The organism is Candidatus Thiodictyon syntrophicum, assembly GCF_002813775.1.
In the GTDB taxonomy this organism is placed as follows: Bacteria; Pseudomonadota; Gammaproteobacteria; order Chromatiales; family Chromatiaceae; genus Thiodictyon; species Thiodictyon syntrophicum.
Genome location: NZ_CP020370.1, coordinates 4,260,850 through 4,278,839, shown reverse-complemented (window position 1 = coordinate 4,278,839; position 17,990 = coordinate 4,260,850). Strand labels below are relative to the sequence as shown.

Here is a 17,990-nt window from a genome sequence, read left to right as displayed (position 1 = left end):
GTGTGCGGATCATACCTGAGCGGGCTTGGCCGCGTAATTGTGTATTCTCCGCTTCCAGGTTCCTGTAGAGGACGGAGGCTGTCATGGGTTGTCTGAGCGGCTGGTGGCGGCGGCGCATCCTGGCGCGGCAGCGGCGGCGCTATGCCCCGGCCGAGCGGGCGGCGGCCTGGGCGGCGCTCCCGCTGCTGGCCGGGCTGCCCCCGGAGCAGGCCGCCCGGCTGGCCGAACTGGCGCTGCTGTTCCTGCGCGACAAGACCTTCGAGCCGGTGCAAGGGCTGGTCCTGACCGCGCGGATGCGCCTGATCATCGCCCTGCAGGCCTGTCTGCCGATCCTGGAGTTGGGGCTCGACTGGTATCGCGGCTGGTATGCGGTGATCGTCTATCCGGAGCAGTTCGTGTCCGGTCAAGAATACATGGACGCCGACGGGCTGGTCTGGGTGGACGATCAGGTCAAGAGCGGGGAGGCCTGGGAGCGGGGGCCGGTCATCCTGTCCTGGGCGGACGTGGCGGCGGGCCTGGAACTGGACGGCTACAACGTCGTGGTGCATGAGATGGCCCACAAGCTCGACCTGCGCGACGGGGTCGCCAATGGCCGCCCGCCGCTGCACGCCGACATGTCGGGCGGGGCCTGGTCGCAGGCCCTGTCCGCCGCCTTCGCGGACCTGGGGCGGCGCCTGGATACGGGGGGGGACACCCCGCTCGACCCCTACGGCGCCGAGTCGCCGGGTGAGTTTTTTGCGGTCGCCAGCGAGGCCTTTTTCGAGACTCCGGCCCTGTTGGACGCGCAGTACCCGGCGGTCTACGCCCAACTGCGCGCCTTCTATCGGCAGGACCCGCTGGCACGGCTGGGTCGGTGAACGGGTGCGATCAGAACTGATGTGGTGACCGAGATCCCGGGTACGCTGTCGTTGTCGTTGTCGTTGTCGTAATCGAATAATCCGACCACGATTACGACAACGACAACGACGCCCGGTCCGAGAGAACGTCGGGTAGCTGTAGCTGTTAGGGTGCGTATCGTGTACAAGGTTCCGGCGGTCGTGGCAGCTTGGCGGGTACGCGATGCTTACCATATGAAATATGCGTTAACACATCAGTTCTGATCGCACCCCCAGTGCACCATTAAGGGGTGAACCCAAGCGTTCACTGTGGCAAAATACCTGACTCAGATTAGGGCCGAGGGCCCGCAACCCCGGTCGTCGCGGCCGGACGCGCCATGACCGACCAGTCCGCCATCCGATTTGAATCCAAGCTGTTGCGGCGTCTGAGCCTGCCCGAACTCAGACGGCTGCGGGTCCTGACCGCGGGGGGCAAGCAGTCACATCTATTGGCGGTACTGCGCGAGCGTCCCGCCTGTGCCCGGTGTTTCCTGGCCTGGGAGGGCGAGGAGATCGTCGCCTGGAGCCTGGCGCGCTGGTTCGCGCCCTTTGCGCAGGCGCCGCGTAATGCCCATATCAGCGTCTTTGTGGACCCGGACTGGCGGCGCCGTGGGCTCGGCCGACGGCTGCTGGGTCAGGCGGTCGAGTTCGCCGCCGCCCATCGGCTGCGGCCCTGGGTCTATGCCGGCCAGGCGGAGCAGTCGGCCTTTTTTCGCGCCTGCGACCACCGGGCGGACGTGGTGTCCACCCCCTTCCCGGTACGTTAGGCGGCCGCGCCGCGCCGGTGCGAAGGACCGTTAGGCGGATTTACACTGACGGCATATTGAAATTCCGGCTTTGTTGACTACTTTACTCAGAGTCGCGTCCGCCCTCGCCGCGACCCCTGGGCTTAACCCACACTTGACAGGTACGCAACGATGAGACTTTCGACGAAAGGTAGATACGCGGTGACCGCCATGCTCGACCTGGCGCTGCATTCCGGCAACGGCCCGGTGACCCTGGCGGATATTTCGGTCAATCAAGGGATCTCCCTGTCCTACCTCGAGCAACTGTTTGCCGCCTTGCGCGCCAAGCAGTTGGTACGCGGGGTCCGCGGTCCCGGCGGCGGCTACTACCTCGGGCGGCCCGCCACCGAGGTGTCCATCGCCGACATCATCTGTGCCGTCGACGAGTGGGTTGAGTTCACCCGCTGCGGCGGGCGTGAGAACTGCCGGGCGGGGCAGCCGTGCCTGACCCACCAGCTGTGGGACCAGCTCAGCGATGAAATCTTTCATTTTCTGAGTGGTATCACCCTGGCGGACCTGGTCGAGCGGGGACGTATCGAACGCGCCAAGGCGGCGCGCCCCGAAGTGGCCGAGGCGCCCCCCGGGAAGCGTCGCGCCGCCTGACGTGGTCGCGCCGCTGGGGGATTGCGCCCGGCCGGGTCAGCGCCTCCCGCACCGTCCGGCCAAAGGGCGGGTGCGATCAGAATTGATGTGGTGACCGAGATCGCGGGTCCGTTGTCGTTGTCGTTGTCGTAATCGAATAATCCGACCACGATTACGACAACGACAACGACGCCCGATCGGTGAGAACGTCCGGTCGCAGTACCCTACGACATGTGCGTTAACACATCAGTTCTGATCGCACCCCGCACCTGCAGCCGGGCGGGTGCCGAGCGCGCTGCGGTGATATGCTTGACGGCTTCCCGCGGGCGTCGCGGGACCGGCCAGCCAGCCGGGTAACCGCACTTACCGGGAAGCGCATCGCGATGGCCGAACAGCCTGACGGGTTGATTACGATCCAAGACTACATCCGCTGGGGGGCGACCCGGTTCAACCGGGCCGGGCTCTGGTTCGGACACGGGACGGACAATGCCCTGGACGAAGCGGCGCAACTGGTTTTGAGTTGCCTGGAACTTGAGCCCGGGCTGCCGACCGCCTTTCGGGAGTGCCGCCTGACCCCGGCTGAGCGCGTGAGCGTGGCCGACCTGATCGAGCGGCGGATCACCGAGCGGGTGCCGGCCGCCTATCTCACCGGGCGCGCCTGGTTTGCCGGGCTGGCGTTCGAGGTCAACGACCAGGTGCTGGTGCCCCGCTCCCCGATCGCCGAACTGGTCGAGGCCGGCTTCGATCCCTGGATCGACTCGGCACGGGTGGGGCGGGTGCTGGATCTCTGTGCCGGCAGCGGTTGTATCGGGATCGCCGCGGCGCTCTTTCTGCCGGATGCGGACGTCGATCTGGTCGATATCTCGCCCGCGGCCCTGGAGGTCGCCCGCCGCAACGTGGCGCGCCACGGGGTAGGGGATCGGGTGCGGGTCCTGGAGTCGAACCTGTTCGACGCGCTGGCGGGTCAGCGCTATGACGTCATCGTCTCCAATCCGCCCTATGTCGCGCGTGCGGAACTCGCGGCGCTCCCCCCCGAATATCACCGCGAGCCGGCACTGGGCCTGCTGGGGGGTGAGGACGGACTGGACCTGGTGCTGCTGATCCTGCAGGAGGCCGGCCGCCACTTGAGCGAGGGGGGCATCCTGATCCTGGAGGTCGGCAACGCGGCCCAGGAACTGGAACGGCGCCTGCCGCGGGTGCCCTGGACCTGGCTCGAGTTCGAGCGCGGCGGGGAGGGCGTCTTATTGTTGACCCGCGAGCAACTTACCCTGCACCAGAGCGCGTTCGAGGAGGCTTGAGTCCAGGCCTTGAGTCCACGAAGGGCCCCCAGGGACGCCGTGGCCAGGCCGCAGTCCGCCACCATTGCACCACAACCTGATCATGCACAGCAGCGTGGTCACTTCAGTGCCCCGGCCGATCGGTGCGATCCGGCGGTCCCGGGCCCCGCCGCCGCGTCCGCTCGATCCGCGGGCCTCGCAACCATTTCAGACACTTGAGGGTAGAATCGATGGAACAGGGTATCTCCTTTGACCTGGGCCTGATCCGCCGCTATGACCAGAGCGGCCCCCGTTACACCTCCTACCCGACGGCGGTGGAGTTCGACGAGCGCTTCGACGAAGCCGCCTATAAGGCTGCCTGTGCGCGCAGTAACCTGAGCGGGCGGCCCTTGTCGCTGTATTTTCACCTGCCGTTTTGCGATACGGTCTGCTTTTACTGTGCCTGCAACAAGATCGCCACCAAGGACCGCAGCCTGGCCCCGCCCTATCTGGAGCGCTTGCACAAGGAGATCGCGATGCAGTCGGCGCTCTTCGACCGCCATCGGGTCGTCGAGCAACTCCACTGGGGCGGCGGCACCCCGACCTTCCTGAGCCACGACCAGATGCAGGGGCTGATGGATCAGACCCGCCGCCACTTCACCCTGGCGGACGATGCCGTCGGCGAATTCTCCATCGAGATCGACCCGCGCGAGGCGGATGCCGCGACCGTCGCCCTGTTGCGGCGCATCGGCTTCAATCGCATGAGCCTGGGGGTGCAGGACTTCGACCCGCGTGTCCAGGCGGCGGTCAACCGCATCCAGACCGAGGCGGAGACGCTCGAGGTCCTGGATGCGGCGCGCGCCCAGGGCTTCCGCTCCATCAGCCTCGACCTGATCTACGGCCTGCCGCTGCAGACCGCGGCGAGCTTTCTTAGCACCCTGGACCGCATCATCGAGCTGACCCCGGACCGTATCTCGGTCTTCAACTACGCCCACCTGCCGACGCGCTTCAAGGCCCAGCGCCGCATCAACGAGACCGACCTGCCGGCCCCGGAGGTGAAGCTTGAGATCCTTCAGAGCACCATCGCGCGCCTGGGTGAGGCCGGCTATGTCTATATCGGCATGGACCACTTCGCCCGCCCGGACGACGAGTTGGCCCAGGCCCAGCGCGCCGGTACCCTCTATCGCAACTTCCAGGGCTACTCCACCCACGCCGACTGCGACCTCATCGGGCTCGGGGTCACCTCCATCGGCAAGGTGGACAACACCTACGGGCAGAACCGGCGCGAACTCGACGAGTATTACGCCGACCTCGACGCCGACCGCCTGCCGGTCTTCCGCGGACTGACGCTCAATCGCGACGACCTGATCCGCCGCGATGTCATCACCCGGCTGATCTGCAACTTCCAACTCTCCATGCCGGCCGTGGAGACCGCCTGGGACATCGTGTTCGCGGACTATTTCGCGGATGCCTTGAAACGCCTGGAGGTCATGGTCGGCGATGGACTGCTCCAGATCGAGGACGGCACCATCCGCATCCTGCCGCGCGGACGCCTCCTGGTGCGCAACATCTGTATGGCCTTCGATGCCTATCTGGCGAACAAATCCGGCCCCATTGGGTTCTCCAAGGTTATCTAGGGCTTGGCACAGCGGGTGCGACCAGAACTGACGTGGTGACCGAGATCCCGGGTACGCTGTCGTTGTCGTTGTCGTAAATCGAATAATCCGAACACGATTACGACAACGACAACGACAACGACAACGACGCCCGGTTCGTGAGAACGCCCGGCAGCCGTAGGGTACGCGATGCGTACCCTACGGCATGTGCGTTAACACATCAGTTCTGATGGCACCCTGGTATAGCACGGAGTTTGGACCCTGGGCGCTGGCCGGGCTATACTATCGGGCTTTTGAAGCCGGTCGGTCAGTCGCCCGCATGGCCCATGGTGCGTGGGACAGGCGCTGGGTTCCAGCCGGTTTTGCCGACGATGGCCGTGACGGTGGGAGACGAGACGTATGCAAGTAACGGTGGAGACGGGAGAGGGTCTGGAGCGGCGGATGCGCGTCGACCTCCCAAGCGAAGCGATTCAGGAGCAGGTCGAAAAGCGGCTTCACGAGCTCGTCCGCAGCGTTCGTCTTCCGGGATTCCGCCCGGGCAAGGTGCCGCTGAAGCTGCTGCGCCAACGGTTTGCGAACCAGGTGGAGCGCGAGGTCTTTGGTGACCTGATGCAGTCGAGCTTCGCCTCGGCGGTCGCCGAGCGCTCGCTGCGCCTCGCCGGAGCGCCCCATATCGAGCCCGAGGTGCATCCGGCCGCGCAGCGCTACGGATTCACCGCGACCTTCGAGGTCCTGCCCCAGGTTGAACTGGCGCCCCTGACGGGGCAGGTCGTCAAGCGGCCGGTGAGCGAGATCACCGACGCGGACCTGGAGGCGATGATCGAGCGGCTGCGCGTGCAGCGCAAGACCTGGGTCCCGGTCGAGCGTCCGGCGCAGAGCGGGGACCGGCTGACCGTCTCCTTTACCGGGACCCTGGAGGGTGAGTCCGAGCCCTTCGCGGGCGGCACGGCCGCCGCGGTGCCGGTGGAGATCGGTTCCGCACGCATGCTCCCCGGCTTCGAGGACGGGCTCATCGGGGCCGGCACGGGTGAGACGCGCACCCTCGACCTGCGCTTTCCGGACGGCTACCAGCGTGCCGAGCTGTCCGGCCGGGCGGTGCGCTTCGAGGTCACCGTCGATGCCGTCGCGGCCCCGGAACTGCCCGCGGTGGACGAGGCCTTCGCACGCGCCTTCGGGGTGGCGGACGGTGAGGTCGAGCGGTTCCGCGCCGATGTGCGCGCCAACATGGCGCGCGAATTGAAGACCCGCATCCAGGCCCGCACCAAGGAGGGGGTGATGAACCTGCTGGTGGCGTCACACCAGGTGGAGATCCCCAAGGTCCTGTTGGCCGAGGAGGTCCGCGCCCTCAAGGGGCAGATGCGTGAGACCATCGGTGCGCCCACGATGGACCTGCCCGATAATCTGTTCGAGGAGCCGGCACGGCGCCGGGTCGTCCTGGGGCTGCTCATCGGCGAATTGATCAAGCACAACGGGATCAGGGCCGAACCGAGCCGGGTCCGTGCCGCGATCGAGGAACTCGCGTCCACCTACGAAGACCCCAAGGAGGTGGTGGACTATTACTATGCCGATCGCAAGCGCCTGGCCCCCGTGGAGTCCCTGGTCCTGGAGGATCAGGTGGTGGAGTGGGTCCTGAGTCAGGTGACGGTCGAGGACGAAGAAATGAGCTTCGCGCAGTTGACCGACCCGGCGTCGGTCGGCACCGCGGGGACCTAGCCCGCTCCCCGCGGCGGCGCGGACGATCCCCGTCCAGACGCCGCGTGGACGGATCGATTGCGTAGATGAGAGACGAGTAACAGCATGATCAAGCCCGTGAGTCGCACGCAGTGGAGGCCGGAAGGCCTGGGGCTGGTGCCGATCGTCATCGAGCAGACGGCGCGCGGCGAGCGTTCGTTCGACATCTATTCGCGACTGCTCAAGGAGCGGGTCATCTTTCTGGTCGGGCCGGTGGAGGACTACATGGCCAACCTGGTGGTCGCCCAGATGCTCTTTCTGGAGTCGGAGAATCCGGATAAGGATATCCATATCTACATCAACTCCCCCGGCGGTTCGGTGACCGCGGGACTGGCCATCTACGACACCATGTGTTTCGTCCGCCCGGACGTCAGCACCCTGTGTGTCGGTCAGGCGGCGAGCATGGGCGCGCTCCTGTTGGCCGGCGGGGCCGCGGGCAAACGCTACTGCCTGCCCAACTCGCGGATGATGATCCATCAGCCGCTGGGCGGTTTTCAGGGCCAGGCGACCGACATCGACATCCATGCCCGCGAGATCCTCCTGCTGCGCGATCGGCTCAACGGCATCCTTGCCCACCACACCGGCCAGCCGATCGAGAAGATCGCCGACGACACGGAGCGCGACCGCTTCCTGGGCGGCGACGAGGCCCAGGCCTATGGTCTGATCGACAAGGTACTGACCGAGCGGGGTCCGTCGCTCGGCAAGCTCTGAGCGCGTCGGCTTGCCTGCCCGGCGCGCGCGGGGTCGCGGGTCGCTTGTGCGGTTTTCGCCAACCCGCCCACAATCCCGGCCATATTACCGTCTTGCCATACGGACTCAAAGCGTTATGATTGACGCAGCATCGATTGGCCCCCCCGGGGTCCGATCGCCAACCGACTGACGGAGTGTCATCCCCGATGAGTGGAAGCAACCACGGTAAGAGCGACGAGGGCAAACTCCTCTACTGTTCGTTCTGCGGCAAGAGTCAGCACGAAGTTCGTAAGCTCATCGCCGGCCCCTCCGTGTTCATCTGCGACGAATGTGTCGAGCTGTGCAACGACATCATCCGCGAGGAGATGCAGGAGGGTGTCGGGGACGCCACCAGCAAACTGCCCAAGCCGCGCGAAATCAAGGAGAGCCTGGACGAGTTCGTCATCGGCCAGGAGTATGCCAAGCGGGTGCTCTCGGTCGCCGTGTACAACCATTACAAGCGCTTAGAGGTCTCGGAGGCCAAGGAAGAGATCGAGATCGCCAAGAGCAACATCCTGCTGATCGGTCCCACGGGGTCGGGCAAGACCCTCCTGGCGGAGACCCTGGCGCGGCTGCTCAATGTCCCCTTCACGATCGCCGACGCGACCACGCTGACCGAGGCCGGGTACGTGGGGGAGGACGTCGAGAACATCATTCAGAAGCTGCTCCAGAAGTGCGACTACGACGTTGAGAAGGCCCAGACCGGCATCGTCTATATCGACGAGATCGACAAGATCTCGCGCAAGTCCGACAACCCGTCGATCACCCGCGATGTCTCCGGTGAGGGTGTCCAGCAGGCCCTGCTCAAGCTGATCGAGGGGACCGTCGCCTCGGTGCCGCCCCAAGGCGGTCGCAAGCACCCGCAGCAGGAGTTCCTCCAGGTCGATACCTCCAACATCCTGTTCATCGTCGGCGGGGCCTTCGCGGGTCTGGATAAGGTCATACAGCAACGCTCCCGCAAGGGCGGTATCGGCTTCAATGCCGACGTCCACAGCAAGGACGACAAGCGCCAGATCGGTGAACTGCTGGCCGCGGTGGAGCCCGAGGACCTGATCCGCTACGGGCTGATCCCGGAATTCGTCGGCCGTCTGCCGGTCATGGCGACCCTGGAGGAACTCGATGAGGCGGCCCTGATGCGCATCCTCACCGAGCCCAAGAACGCCTTGGTCAAGCAGTATGCGCGTCTGTTCGAGATGGAAGGGGTGGAACTGGAACTGCGCGATGACGCCATGCGCTGCATCGCCAAGAAGGCCATGGACCGCAAGACCGGCGCCCGGGGCCTGCGGACCATCATGGAGCAGGTGTTGCTCGACACCATGTATGACCTGCCGTCGATGAAAAGCGTGTGCAAGGTGGTCCTGGACGGCTCGGTCATCATGGGCGAGAACAAGCCCTATCTGATCTATGAAGGCCTGGTCGAAAAGCAGGCCGCTTCCGGAGATTGATCCTTAGTGCCCGCCAGTCGCGGGCGGGGCCTGCCGCTCCCGCTGACCAAGGTCGCGGGGCGGGACGCCCTGACGCCTTTGACGCCACCGTGTTGAACTGGGCCCGGTTTGCCCTGATTCTTTAACCATCACGTCATAAGTCGGTCGCACCGGCGGCGCCTCGCTCCGGACCTCATCATCAGGGTCCGGTTTCAGGCCGCCGCACCGGTCAGCCGCCGTCCCACGAGCGCATCAGCACCGAGAGTGTCAATGGCACAGCAAGAATCTTCGCGATCCCCCTCCCTCGCCTCCCCGGAGGTACCGGTCCTGCCGCTGCGCGATGTCGTGGTCTATCCGCACATGGTCATCCCCTTGTTCGTCGGCCGCGACAAGTCGATTCGGGCGCTCGATGGGGCCATGGCCAACGACAAGCAGATCCTGCTGGTCGCACAAAAGAGCGCGGACGTGGATGACCCGGGGCCTAATGACCTCCAGCAAATCGGTACCCTGGCCAATATCCTGCAGCTCCTGAAGCTCCCGGATGGCACGGTCAAGGTCCTGGTGGAGGGTAACCGGCGGGCGCGCATCACGCGTTTTCTGACCACCGACAAGTCCTTCTCGGCCCTGTTCGAGCCCTTGCCGGAGACCCTGGATGCCGATGAGCGCGAACAGGAGGTACTGATCCGTTCCGCGGTCGCGCTGTTCGACCAGTATGTAAAGCTCAACAAGAAGGTCCCGCCCGAGGTCTTGACCTCGCTCGCCGGCATCGACGAGGCCGGACGACTGGCCGACACCATGGCGGCGCACATGTCGCTGAAGCTCGACGAGAAGCAGCGGGTCCTGGAGATGACCGATATCCAGGCGCGGATCGAGCACCTGATGGGCCTCATGGAGGCGGAGAACGACGTCCTGCAGATGGAGAAGCGCATCCGCGGCCGGGTCAAGCGCCAGATGGAGAAGAACCAGCGCGAGTATTACCTCAACGAACAGATGAAGGCGATCCAGAAGGAATTGGGGGAACTCGACGAGGCGCCCAACGAGATCGAGGAGTTGGCCAAGCGGATCGAACAGGCCGGGATGCCCAAGGAGGTCAAAACCAAGGCCCTGGCGGAACTGGCCAAGTTGAAGCTGATGTCGCCCATGTCGGCCGAGGCGACGGTGGTGCGCAACTATGTCGACACCCTGGTCAGCGTGCCCTGGAAGGCGCGCACGCGCATCCGTAATGATATCCGGGTCGCCGAGCAGGTGCTCGACAAGGACCACTACGGGTTGGAGCGGGTGAAGGAACGAATCCTGGAATACCTGGCCGTGCAGCAGCGGGTGCGTAAGCTCAAGGGGCCCATCCTGTGTCTGGTCGGCCCGCCGGGCGTGGGTAAGACCTCGCTCGGGCAATCCATCGCGCGCGCCACCAACCGCAAGTTCGTGCGCATGTCCCTGGGCGGGGTGCGCGACGAGGCCGAGATCCGCGGGCACCGGCGTACCTACATCGGCGCGCTGCCGGGCAAGATCATTCAGAACCTCTCCAAGGTCGCGTCGCGCAACGCCTTCTTCCTGCTCGATGAGATCGACAAGATGGCGATGGACTTCCGGGGTGATCCGGCCTCTGCCCTGTTGGAGGTGCTGGACCCGGAACAGAACCATACCTTCAACGATCATTATCTGGAGGTGGACTTCGACCTCTCCGAGGTGATGTTCGTCGCGACCGCCAACACGCTCAATATCCCCCCGGCGCTCCTGGACCGCATGGAGGTGATCCGCCTCTCCGGCTATACGGAGGACGAGAAGATCGCCATCGCCGAGCGTTACCTGATCCCCAAGCAGACCAGGCACAACGGGCTGAAGTCCGGGGAGCTGGTCATTCGGGAGTCGGCCGTGCGCGACATCGTCCGCTACTACACCCGCGAGGCCGGGGTCCGCAATCTGGAGCGCGAACTGTCCAAGATCTGCCGCAAGGTGGTCAAAGAGGTCCTTCTGAAGAAGCGCGACACGGCGACCGTCGTCACGGCCAAGTCGCTGGAAAAGTACCTGGGCGTGCAGCGCTTCCGGTTCGGCCGCGCGGACGAGTTCGACCAGGTCGGGCAGGTGACCGGGCTCGCGTGGACCGAGGTGGGCGGGGAACTCCTGCGCATCGAGTCCGCCCTGGTCCCCGGCAAGGGCAAGTTCACCTACACCGGGCAGCTCGGGGACGTGATGCAGGAGTCCATCCAGGCCGCCATGACCGTCGTGCGGGCGCGCGCCGACGCCCTGGGTATCGCCCCCGATTTCCACAACGTCTTCGATGTGCATATCCATGTCCCGGAGGGGGCGACACCCAAGGACGGTCCCAGTGCCGGCGTTGCGATGTGCACGGCCCTGGTGTCGGCCCTGACCAAGATCCCGGTCCGGTCCAACGTTGCCATGACCGGTGAGATTACCCTGCGCGGCGAGGTGTTGCCGATCGGGGGCCTCAAGGAAAAGTTGCTGGCGGCCCACCGGGGCGGCATCGATACGGTTATCATCCCGCGGGAGAACGAGCGCGACCTCACCGAGATCCCGAAAAACATCCAGCAGCATCTGGACATTCGTCCGGTGCGGTGGATCGACGAGGTCCTGGACATCGCCCTGACCCGCAGGCCTGAACTGATCGATGTTGCCGCGGAGGGCGGCGACGGTGCCAGTCCTAAGGATGAGCCACCGGAGACGGTGTCCGATGCGACCCGCGAGCAACCGGTGCGTACGCGTCATTGAGGGTTTTTTTGCCCATTTTCGCTGCTGTCGGTCAAAACCCGGTTGCTCCGCCACGGACTTCCGCCTTAGCATTCGGGGGTGGGCACAGCGCCCCCGGTTGCGGTTACCGGAGCGTCCCGGCAGGGGCCGGGGTAACGGACAGCAGCCGTGGGCAATGTGTAATTGCGGAACAGTAGCCATGAGATTGGGGGAAAAATGAATAAGTCGGATCTGATCGAGAAGATGGCTGAGGCGGGTGATATCCCGAAGGCGGCCGCCGGCCGGGCCTTGGATGCCTTGACTGAAGAAATTGCGCTGGCCCTGAAGAACGGAGACACGGTGTCCCTGATCGGTTTCGGCACCTTCTCCGTCAAGGAGCGGGCGGCGCGCACGGGGCGCAATCCCCAGACCGGCGCAGCCATCGAGATCGCGGCCTCCAAGACCCCAGGTTTCAAGGCTGGAAAGGCCCTCAAGGATGCGATACAATAGTCTTCCGTTGTTGAGGTGCCCCACCAGGTAGCTCTCACCAGGTCACTCTCAGGGTACCCATGCGGGGTGCTTAGCTCAGCTGGGAGAGCATCGCCCTTACAAGGCGAGGGTCGCAGGTTCGATCCCTGCAGCACCCACCAAGCCCTGCGTCACCCAAGCGGGAGGCGTCGTGTGACGGATAGTTTTGGAGCGGTAGTTCAGTTGGTTAGAATACCGGCCTGTCACGCCGGGGGTCGCGGGTTCGAGCCCCGTCCGCTCCGCCAACCCGAAAAAGCGGGGTATCCGTCACGGATACCCCGTTTTCATTTGTGCCCAAGTCGTTCCTTCCTGGCCCCGTTCGAGTATCGAGACATGCTGCAGCAAATCCATGATCGCGCCAAGGGCTGGTTCGCCTGGGTCATCATCATCCTGATCAGTATTCCGTTCGCCCTCTGGGGGATTCAATCCTATGTGGGGGGTGGGGCCGAACCGGTGGCGGCCCTGGTCAACGGGCAGGAGATCACCGAGCGGGACCTGGATCAGCGCGTCCAGAACGCGCGCATCCAACTGCGCGAACGCCTGGGGGCCACCTATGACCCGGCCCAGTTCGATGACAAGCGCCTGCGCCTGGAGGTCCTGGACGAGATGATTCGTGAGACCTTGCTCACCGATGTCGCCGCGCGCATGGGTCTGCGGGTCTCGGACCAGGAACTGCGCGGGCGCATCTTGGCCGAACCGGCGTTCCAGCGCGACGGACGCTTCGACGCCGCGTCCTATGAGCAGGTCCTTAAATATCAAGGGCTTTCGCCCGCGATGTTCGAGGCGCAACAGCGCCGGGAGATCGTCGGCACGCAGCTCATACGGGCCGTCGCCGGCAGTGAGCTGGTCACTCAGACGGAGCGGGAACAGTATCAGCGCCTCGTCGGGCAACAACGCGAACTGGCCTGGCTGCGGGTCCCGGTCAGCCGCTTTCTGACCGATGAGCCCATCGACGATCAGGCGATCAGCGCCTACTACGAGGCCAACGCCGCGCGCTTCGAGGTCCCGGAACAGGTCAAGCTCGACTATCTGGTCCTTGACGCCGCCGCCCTCGCGGGTCGGACCACGGTCGCCGAGGAGGACATCCGCCGGGTCTACGACGCCAATCAGGCCCGTTTCGGTCAGCCCGAGCGGCGCCGCGTCAGGCACATCCTGCTCACGGTGCCCCCGGACGCCGATGCGGCGGCCGCCGCGGCGGTGCTGGCGGAGATTGAGGGGGTGCGCAAACGCCTCGCGGACGGGGAGGCCTTCGACGTGGTCGCCAAGGCCGTCTCCAAGGACCCGGGGAGCGCGAGCCAAGGCGGGTCTCTGGGCGAGATCGAAAAGGGCATCATGGACCCCGCCTTCGAGCAGTCCGCCTTTGCCCTGCCGGTCGGTGAGGTCAGCGAACCGGTGCGCTCGCGCTTCGGCTACCACCTGATCGAGGTGGAATCCATCACGCCCGCGGCAGTCAAACCCTTCGCCGAGGTCCAGGAGCAACTGCGCGGCGAAGTGGCAAAACAGAAGGCCGAGGCACTCTTCTACGACCTGGGGGAGCGCCTGCCGAATCTGGTCTATGAAACGTCCGACAGCCTGGCACCGGCCGCCAAGGAACTGGGTCTGGAGGTTCAGCAGAGCGACTGGGTGGGGCGCAAGGGTGGCGAGGGTATCCTCGGACACCCGAAGGTGACCGCCGCCGCCTTCAGCGAAGAGGTTCTGACCGAACGCCGCAACAGCGACCTGATCGAGCCCGAAAAGGAGGTCTTGCAGACCGTGGTACTGCGGGTGGTGGACCACCGCGAGGCGTCCGCCCGCCCGCTGGCGGAGGTGCGCGACGAGATCGCGGCCGATTTGCGCAAAGAGCGTGCGAAAAAGGCCGCGGCGGCCGAGGCGGCCAGCGGGGCGGAGAAACTGCGCGGCGGTGCGGACTGGGCGGCAGTGGCGGGCGATACCAAGGTGGAGGAGGGCGGGCTGATCGGCCGGACCGACCCCAAGGTCCCAGCCCAGGTGCGCACCCTCGCCTTCACACTCCCGGTCCCGCCCGCGGGCGGGGCCAGCGTCGGGACCGCCACCCTGGAGGACGGCGACGCCGCCATCGTGCGCATTACCAAGGTTGAGGATGGAAAGGTCGAGCCCGCCCCCAAGCCCGGCACCCCCGACCCGGCCGCCATGCTTGGTCAGTTGATGGGCCGCCAGGCCTACGATGCCGTGATCAAGGATATGCTGCAGCGGGCCAAGATCGAGCGCAAGACGGTCAAGGCGCGCGAGGGTTGATCTCTATCCGGCGTGCGCGTCGACCGCAGTGCGGTGATCGGCGTTTGTGCGCGCGCACGCCGGATTAGTGTTGTTGCTCGCTCGGCCTTGATCGGCGTTCCGGCCGGCGCGTACGCGGTCCGCACAGCGGACCCTACGGGAAGGCGTCGCGCCCGTAGGGTCCGCTGTGCGGACCAGCGACCTCGTCGTGACCGAAGTGGCCGGAACGATGATCGAGGCCGCTCGCTCGGGCGCTTGTGAAGCCCAACGCTCAAGGGTTCAACGGCTGTGCCTATCACAAGAGTATTTCGCGTTCGCATCGATGCAAATCTCCGCCGGGAGTTCGAGGAAAAGTTTTCGTCGATTTCCGTTCACGCGGTTGATGCGGCTCCGGGCTTTATTTCGGTCGCTATTCTTCAGCCATCGAAATGGACGCCCGATGAGTATGCAATGATTTCTCAGTGGGAGGACGAGGCGGCATTGATTGCATTTGCCGGCGCACAATGGAACCAGCCCGTGATCCCTCCTGGTATGGAGAGATTCGTTGTCGAATGTTGGGTCCATCACTTCCAGTCTTGGGATCAGGCCCGAATGGCACTGACTTAAGCCGCGGCACTGACGAATCAGCCAGTTACAGGCGGATCGACAAGCAGTCAGTTGAGTGGATGCGACATTTTCCGCGGTGTTTCCGGCACTGGTTCAGTTTAATTCCTGTTTACAAGACATTGAAATATATGTAATATATCTAGTTCGGCGCGGGTTTCCGTCACTTTTTGAATAAGTGAGAACTTCTTGAACGGACAATGGACATGCCCTCATTGCAATTCACAGAATTGTCGGCATCACAAGACGTATCAAACCGGTCATAACGGTACGCGTTTGCTGTGGCGATGTCAAAGTTGCAATAGGCTCTTTTCCGAGACCAAAGCCACCCTTATCGAGGGGCTCAGGAAACCGACCAGCTTCATCATTCAAGTGCTCAAAACGCGCACTGAGGGGATCGGCTTGAACGCCGCCTGCCGGGCCTTCGCGATTGCGAAGAATACGTTGCTCCTATGGGAGCGTCGCCTGGCCGATTGCAAGGATGTGCTGGTCATATATGCCCTGACGCACACCTTTATTGAGCAACTGATCGAAGGTGATGAGCTTTATACGAAAGTGAATAGGAATGTCCCCCCGGAGGATTGTGAAGGCTGGACGATCGTACTGATGGAAAGGGCAAGTCGATTTATCTGGGCGCTTCAGTGCGGGAAAAAGGATCGCAGCCTATTTTCATATGCCATACAAATACTTAGAGATGTCATCCTGCGTACTGGCGATGTCACTCTAGTCACCGACGGGGAACGTCGGTATGGCAATCTCCTGTTTGAAATTTGCCACGAAGTATTGCGAACCGGAAAACGCGGCCGCCCACCGAAAGTGCTTCGTCGCGGTGTGAAGGTGCGCCTTAAGAATAAAGGGAAAGGAACTGATAGAACGGGGCACTCGCGTCCCAAATACGAAACCCCTCATCCGGAGCATCCAGAAACCGATCAAGATGTGACGCCAGCCGATATTCATGCTAATCATTTGGAAGCATCGAACGCTTCATTTCGGCGAAAGAATTCTGCTTATCGCCGCCGAACGAATACGTACGCGAAGAGCATTTCTGGTTTGCAAAGAACATTGGATATGTTGTGGATTGTCCATAACTTTATTCGCAGCCACTTCACGACAAAACAGGTTCCTGCGGTGGCTCTGGGGATTCTCCAGCAGGGACTCTCGTGGGATGAGGTCCTTAGAGTTCGACAGCCCAGGTTATAAAAATACTACAAAAACATAAGGATAAGGAAGAACCAAACTGAACCAGTGCCGTGTTTCCCGGCTCTTGGCCGGTCCGGAACGGTTTTTCGCGCGATTCCCGGCATCGCAACCGATTGTTTCCTTTTCGAGCGCCGGCCCCCCGTCATGCGTCGGCCTGCGGCAGGTGCCGGTTCGATCCTGCCCGAACGACGATTGCGGGCCGCCCGGAGGGCCTGCGGCGTCGTGGACAGCGGGTGCCTTTATACTTGATTTGTTAAGCTATTGTTACGGAGAGACACGAATTTTTCCGCGTGGGTTGACGGGTTGGGGGGCGTGCGCTAGGCTCTTGGGGACTGAGGCGGGGAGCGGGGGGAGATCGGGCTCGGGGAGGCCGGGAGATCTTGAGGTAGACAGAATCTGTCTGGCACGCCCAACACCGCCATCCGTCTAAGAGAAAAAGGGGTCAGAGCCGAATGGCACTGACTTAAGGTGCGGCATCTATAAAGCAATGACTTACAGGCGGATCGACAAGCAGTCACCTGAGTGGAAGCGGCATTTTCCTGGGTGTTTCCTGGCTCCTGCCTGGTCCGCAACGGTTTTTCGCTCGCTTCGCCGCGTCGTAACCGATTGTTTCTGCGATGCTTGCGGCTTAAGTCAGTGCCATTCGGGTCAGAGCCCTTTTCTTTCATCATCGAAATGTGAAGTAAGAGAAGAGTGCCATGACTAGCTTGCTTGAGAAAGCTTTTGAAGTCGCCTCAAAGCTCCCTGCCTTAGAGCAAAACATTCTTGCCAGAACACTTCTTGACGAGTTCGAATCAGAAAGAAAATGGGATGAACTTTTCTCTGAATCAGAGGACGTTTTGGCCCAGATGGCTGCCGAGGCTTTGCGGGAGGAAGCGCAAGGTATGACAACCGAACTCGACCCGAATAAGCTGTGATTTCAAGAGCCACCGAAAAGTTCTGGAAATGCTTTCATGCATTGCCGCGGGATATTCAAGACAAAGCGAAGGATGCCTATACTTTATTTCGTGACGATCCCTGGTACCCAAGTTTGAACTTCAAGAGAGTCCATTCAAGCCTACCAGTTTACTCCGTGCGAATCACCAAAGATTACAGAGCAGTCGGAACTCTGAACGGTGAGAAAATCGTTTGGTTCTGGGCGGGAACTCATGCGGAATATAGCGGCTTACTTAAGCAATTGAAAAAAGCCTAAGGGAAAAAGGGTCAAAGCCCCTTTTCCTCCTGGCCCCTTTACCTCCCATGAAATTCGGCGAGTTGGTTCGGCTATTGGATCTTTTGCGCGAGACCAATCGGCCGGTACCTCCAACAAACCTCGACCCTACAATTCTGATTCAAAATTCTGCGACTTTGAAGCGGGCAGCCTGAAAGAACCTCGCCGTCGGGGCAATAGGGTCGGGTCCGCCATTTTGGTCAGTACCCTTTACGACGAAACCTGCTGATTAAGGGTGCTGCCCCCTATACCCCTTCGTAAGCCAGAGATCCGATTACGTAGCCACCACAAAATGGTGAGTACAATGCAGCAGCAGTTCACGCTTGAGTATTGGATTGATGTCGACTGGTATGTCGGCAAGTTGCAGGAAGTGCCTGGCGTTTTCAGTCAGGGCGAGACACTTGATGAACTGGAAGATAATATCAGGGATGCTTATGCTCTTGTGATGGAAGAGCAACTGTCGAATTCTCGTCCGGAATCCAAGACAAAGGAAATACAGCGGGAAAGGGGCCTGGCTTAATTAGATGTGCTGTT

At 62.9% G+C, this 17,990-nt stretch carries 16 protein-coding genes and 2 tRNA genes; all 18 read left to right on the top strand.

The features are described from left to right. Positions 1–83: 83 nt before the first annotated feature. Complete coding sequence (locus tag THSYN_RS17945) at positions 84–857, top strand: M90 family metallopeptidase (protein ID WP_100920336.1); 774 nt, start codon at positions 84–86, stop codon at positions 855–857. A 356-nt stretch (positions 858–1,213) separates the two neighbouring features. Next, positions 1,214–1,642 (top strand): GNAT family N-acetyltransferase, encoded by a 429-nt coding sequence (locus THSYN_RS17940; protein WP_100920335.1) that lies wholly within the window; start codon positions 1,214–1,216, stop codon positions 1,640–1,642. Positions 1,643–1,792: 150 nt separating this feature from the next. Beyond that, positions 1,793–2,263: an Rrf2 family transcriptional regulator gene (locus tag THSYN_RS17935; protein WP_100920334.1), complete on the top strand. Its 471-nt coding sequence runs from the start codon at positions 1,793–1,795 to the stop codon at positions 2,261–2,263. A gap of 362 nt (positions 2,264–2,625) precedes the next feature. Next, complete coding sequence (prmB, locus tag THSYN_RS17930) at positions 2,626–3,540, top strand: 50S ribosomal protein L3 N(5)-glutamine methyltransferase (protein ID WP_100920333.1); 915 nt, start codon at positions 2,626–2,628, stop codon at positions 3,538–3,540. Between the two features lie 209 nt (positions 3,541–3,749). Continuing rightward, positions 3,750–5,135, top strand: a complete 1,386-nt coding sequence (gene hemN / locus THSYN_RS17925) for an oxygen-independent coproporphyrinogen III oxidase (RefSeq protein WP_100920332.1) — start codon at positions 3,750–3,752, stop codon at positions 5,133–5,135. A gap of 378 nt (positions 5,136–5,513) precedes the next feature. Further along, on the top strand, positions 5,514–6,827 hold the full coding sequence (gene tig, locus THSYN_RS17920; RefSeq protein WP_100920331.1) for a trigger factor: 1,314 nt from the start codon (positions 5,514–5,516) through the stop codon (positions 6,825–6,827). 84 nt (positions 6,828–6,911) lie between these two features. Beyond that, positions 6,912–7,556: an ATP-dependent Clp endopeptidase proteolytic subunit ClpP gene (clpP, locus tag THSYN_RS17915; protein ID WP_100920330.1), complete on the top strand. Its 645-nt coding sequence runs from the start codon at positions 6,912–6,914 to the stop codon at positions 7,554–7,556. Between the two features lie 185 nt (positions 7,557–7,741). Continuing rightward, positions 7,742–9,019 (top strand): ATP-dependent Clp protease ATP-binding subunit ClpX, encoded by a 1,278-nt coding sequence (gene clpX / locus THSYN_RS17910; RefSeq protein WP_100920329.1) that lies wholly within the window; start codon positions 7,742–7,744, stop codon positions 9,017–9,019. Between the two features lie 249 nt (positions 9,020–9,268). After that, the gene (gene lon, locus THSYN_RS17905) at positions 9,269–11,725 is read left to right on the top strand and encodes an endopeptidase La (RefSeq protein WP_100920328.1); all 2,457 of its coding nucleotides are present in this window, start codon (positions 9,269–9,271) and stop codon (positions 11,723–11,725) included. Between the two features lie 195 nt (positions 11,726–11,920). Then, positions 11,921–12,193 carry an HU family DNA-binding protein gene (locus THSYN_RS17900; RefSeq protein ID WP_100920327.1) on the top strand — a complete coding sequence of 91 codons (273 nt, stop codon included), beginning with the start codon at positions 11,921–11,923 and terminating at the stop codon, positions 12,191–12,193. A 64-nt stretch (positions 12,194–12,257) separates the two neighbouring features. After that, a tRNA-Val gene (locus tag THSYN_RS17895) sits at positions 12,258–12,333 on the top strand. 46 nt (positions 12,334–12,379) lie between these two features. Then, positions 12,380–12,456, top strand: a tRNA-Asp gene (locus THSYN_RS17890). An 88-nt stretch (positions 12,457–12,544) separates the two neighbouring features. Continuing rightward, on the top strand, positions 12,545–14,464 hold the full coding sequence (locus THSYN_RS17885) for a SurA N-terminal domain-containing protein (RefSeq protein WP_100920326.1): 1,920 nt from the start codon (positions 12,545–12,547) through the stop codon (positions 14,462–14,464). 267 nt (positions 14,465–14,731) lie between these two features. Continuing rightward, the gene (locus tag THSYN_RS17880; protein ID WP_100920325.1) at positions 14,732–15,049 is read left to right on the top strand and encodes an antibiotic biosynthesis monooxygenase family protein; all 318 of its coding nucleotides are present in this window, start codon (positions 14,732–14,734) and stop codon (positions 15,047–15,049) included. A 186-nt stretch (positions 15,050–15,235) separates the two neighbouring features. Further along, positions 15,236–16,246: an IS1 family transposase gene (locus THSYN_RS17875; protein ID WP_100917404.1), complete on the top strand. Its 1,011-nt coding sequence runs from the start codon at positions 15,236–15,238 to the stop codon at positions 16,244–16,246. Positions 16,247–16,944: 698 nt separating this feature from the next. After that, positions 16,945–17,163, top strand: coding sequence for a hypothetical protein (locus THSYN_RS17870; RefSeq protein ID WP_100920324.1), 219 nt, complete (start codon positions 16,945–16,947; stop codon positions 17,161–17,163). Further along, positions 17,160–17,438 carry a type II toxin-antitoxin system RelE family toxin gene (locus tag THSYN_RS37345; protein ID WP_100920323.1) on the top strand — a complete coding sequence of 93 codons (279 nt, stop codon included), beginning with the start codon at positions 17,160–17,162 and terminating at the stop codon, positions 17,436–17,438. Before THSYN_RS17870 ends, THSYN_RS37345 begins: the two co-directional genes overlap by 4 nt. A gap of 322 nt (positions 17,439–17,760) precedes the next feature. Beyond that, on the top strand, positions 17,761–17,976 hold the full coding sequence (locus THSYN_RS17860; protein WP_100920322.1) for a type II toxin-antitoxin system HicB family antitoxin: 216 nt from the start codon (positions 17,761–17,763) through the stop codon (positions 17,974–17,976). Positions 17,977–17,990 lie beyond the last annotated feature (14 nt).

Excerpts from the sequence above, each read along its gene's own strand:
- THSYN_RS17945 (WP_100920336.1), top strand. The coding sequence starts at position 84 with ATGGGTTGTCTGAGCGGCTGGTGGCGGCGGCGCATCCTGGCGCGGCAG.
- THSYN_RS17940 (WP_100920335.1), top strand. The coding sequence starts at position 1,214 with ATGACCGACCAGTCCGCCATCCGATTTGAATCCAAGCTGTTGCGGCGT.
- THSYN_RS17935 (WP_100920334.1), top strand. The coding sequence starts at position 1,793 with ATGAGACTTTCGACGAAAGGTAGATACGCGGTGACCGCCATGCTCGAC.
- prmB (WP_100920333.1), top strand. The coding sequence starts at position 2,626 with ATGGCCGAACAGCCTGACGGGTTGATTACGATCCAAGACTACATCCGC.
- hemN (WP_100920332.1), top strand. The coding sequence starts at position 3,750 with ATGGAACAGGGTATCTCCTTTGACCTGGGCCTGATCCGCCGCTATGAC.
- tig (WP_100920331.1), top strand. The coding sequence starts at position 5,514 with ATGCAAGTAACGGTGGAGACGGGAGAGGGTCTGGAGCGGCGGATGCGC.
- clpP (WP_100920330.1), top strand. The coding sequence starts at position 6,912 with ATGATCAAGCCCGTGAGTCGCACGCAGTGGAGGCCGGAAGGCCTGGGG.
- clpX (WP_100920329.1), top strand. The coding sequence starts at position 7,742 with ATGAGTGGAAGCAACCACGGTAAGAGCGACGAGGGCAAACTCCTCTAC.
- lon (WP_100920328.1), top strand. The coding sequence starts at position 9,269 with ATGGCACAGCAAGAATCTTCGCGATCCCCCTCCCTCGCCTCCCCGGAG.
- THSYN_RS17900 (WP_100920327.1), top strand. The coding sequence starts at position 11,921 with ATGAATAAGTCGGATCTGATCGAGAAGATGGCTGAGGCGGGTGATATC.
- THSYN_RS17885 (WP_100920326.1), top strand. The coding sequence starts at position 12,545 with ATGCTGCAGCAAATCCATGATCGCGCCAAGGGCTGGTTCGCCTGGGTC.
- THSYN_RS17870 (WP_100920324.1), top strand. The coding sequence starts at position 16,945 with ATGACTAGCTTGCTTGAGAAAGCTTTTGAAGTCGCCTCAAAGCTCCCT.
- THSYN_RS17860 (WP_100920322.1), top strand. The coding sequence starts at position 17,761 with ATGCAGCAGCAGTTCACGCTTGAGTATTGGATTGATGTCGACTGGTAT.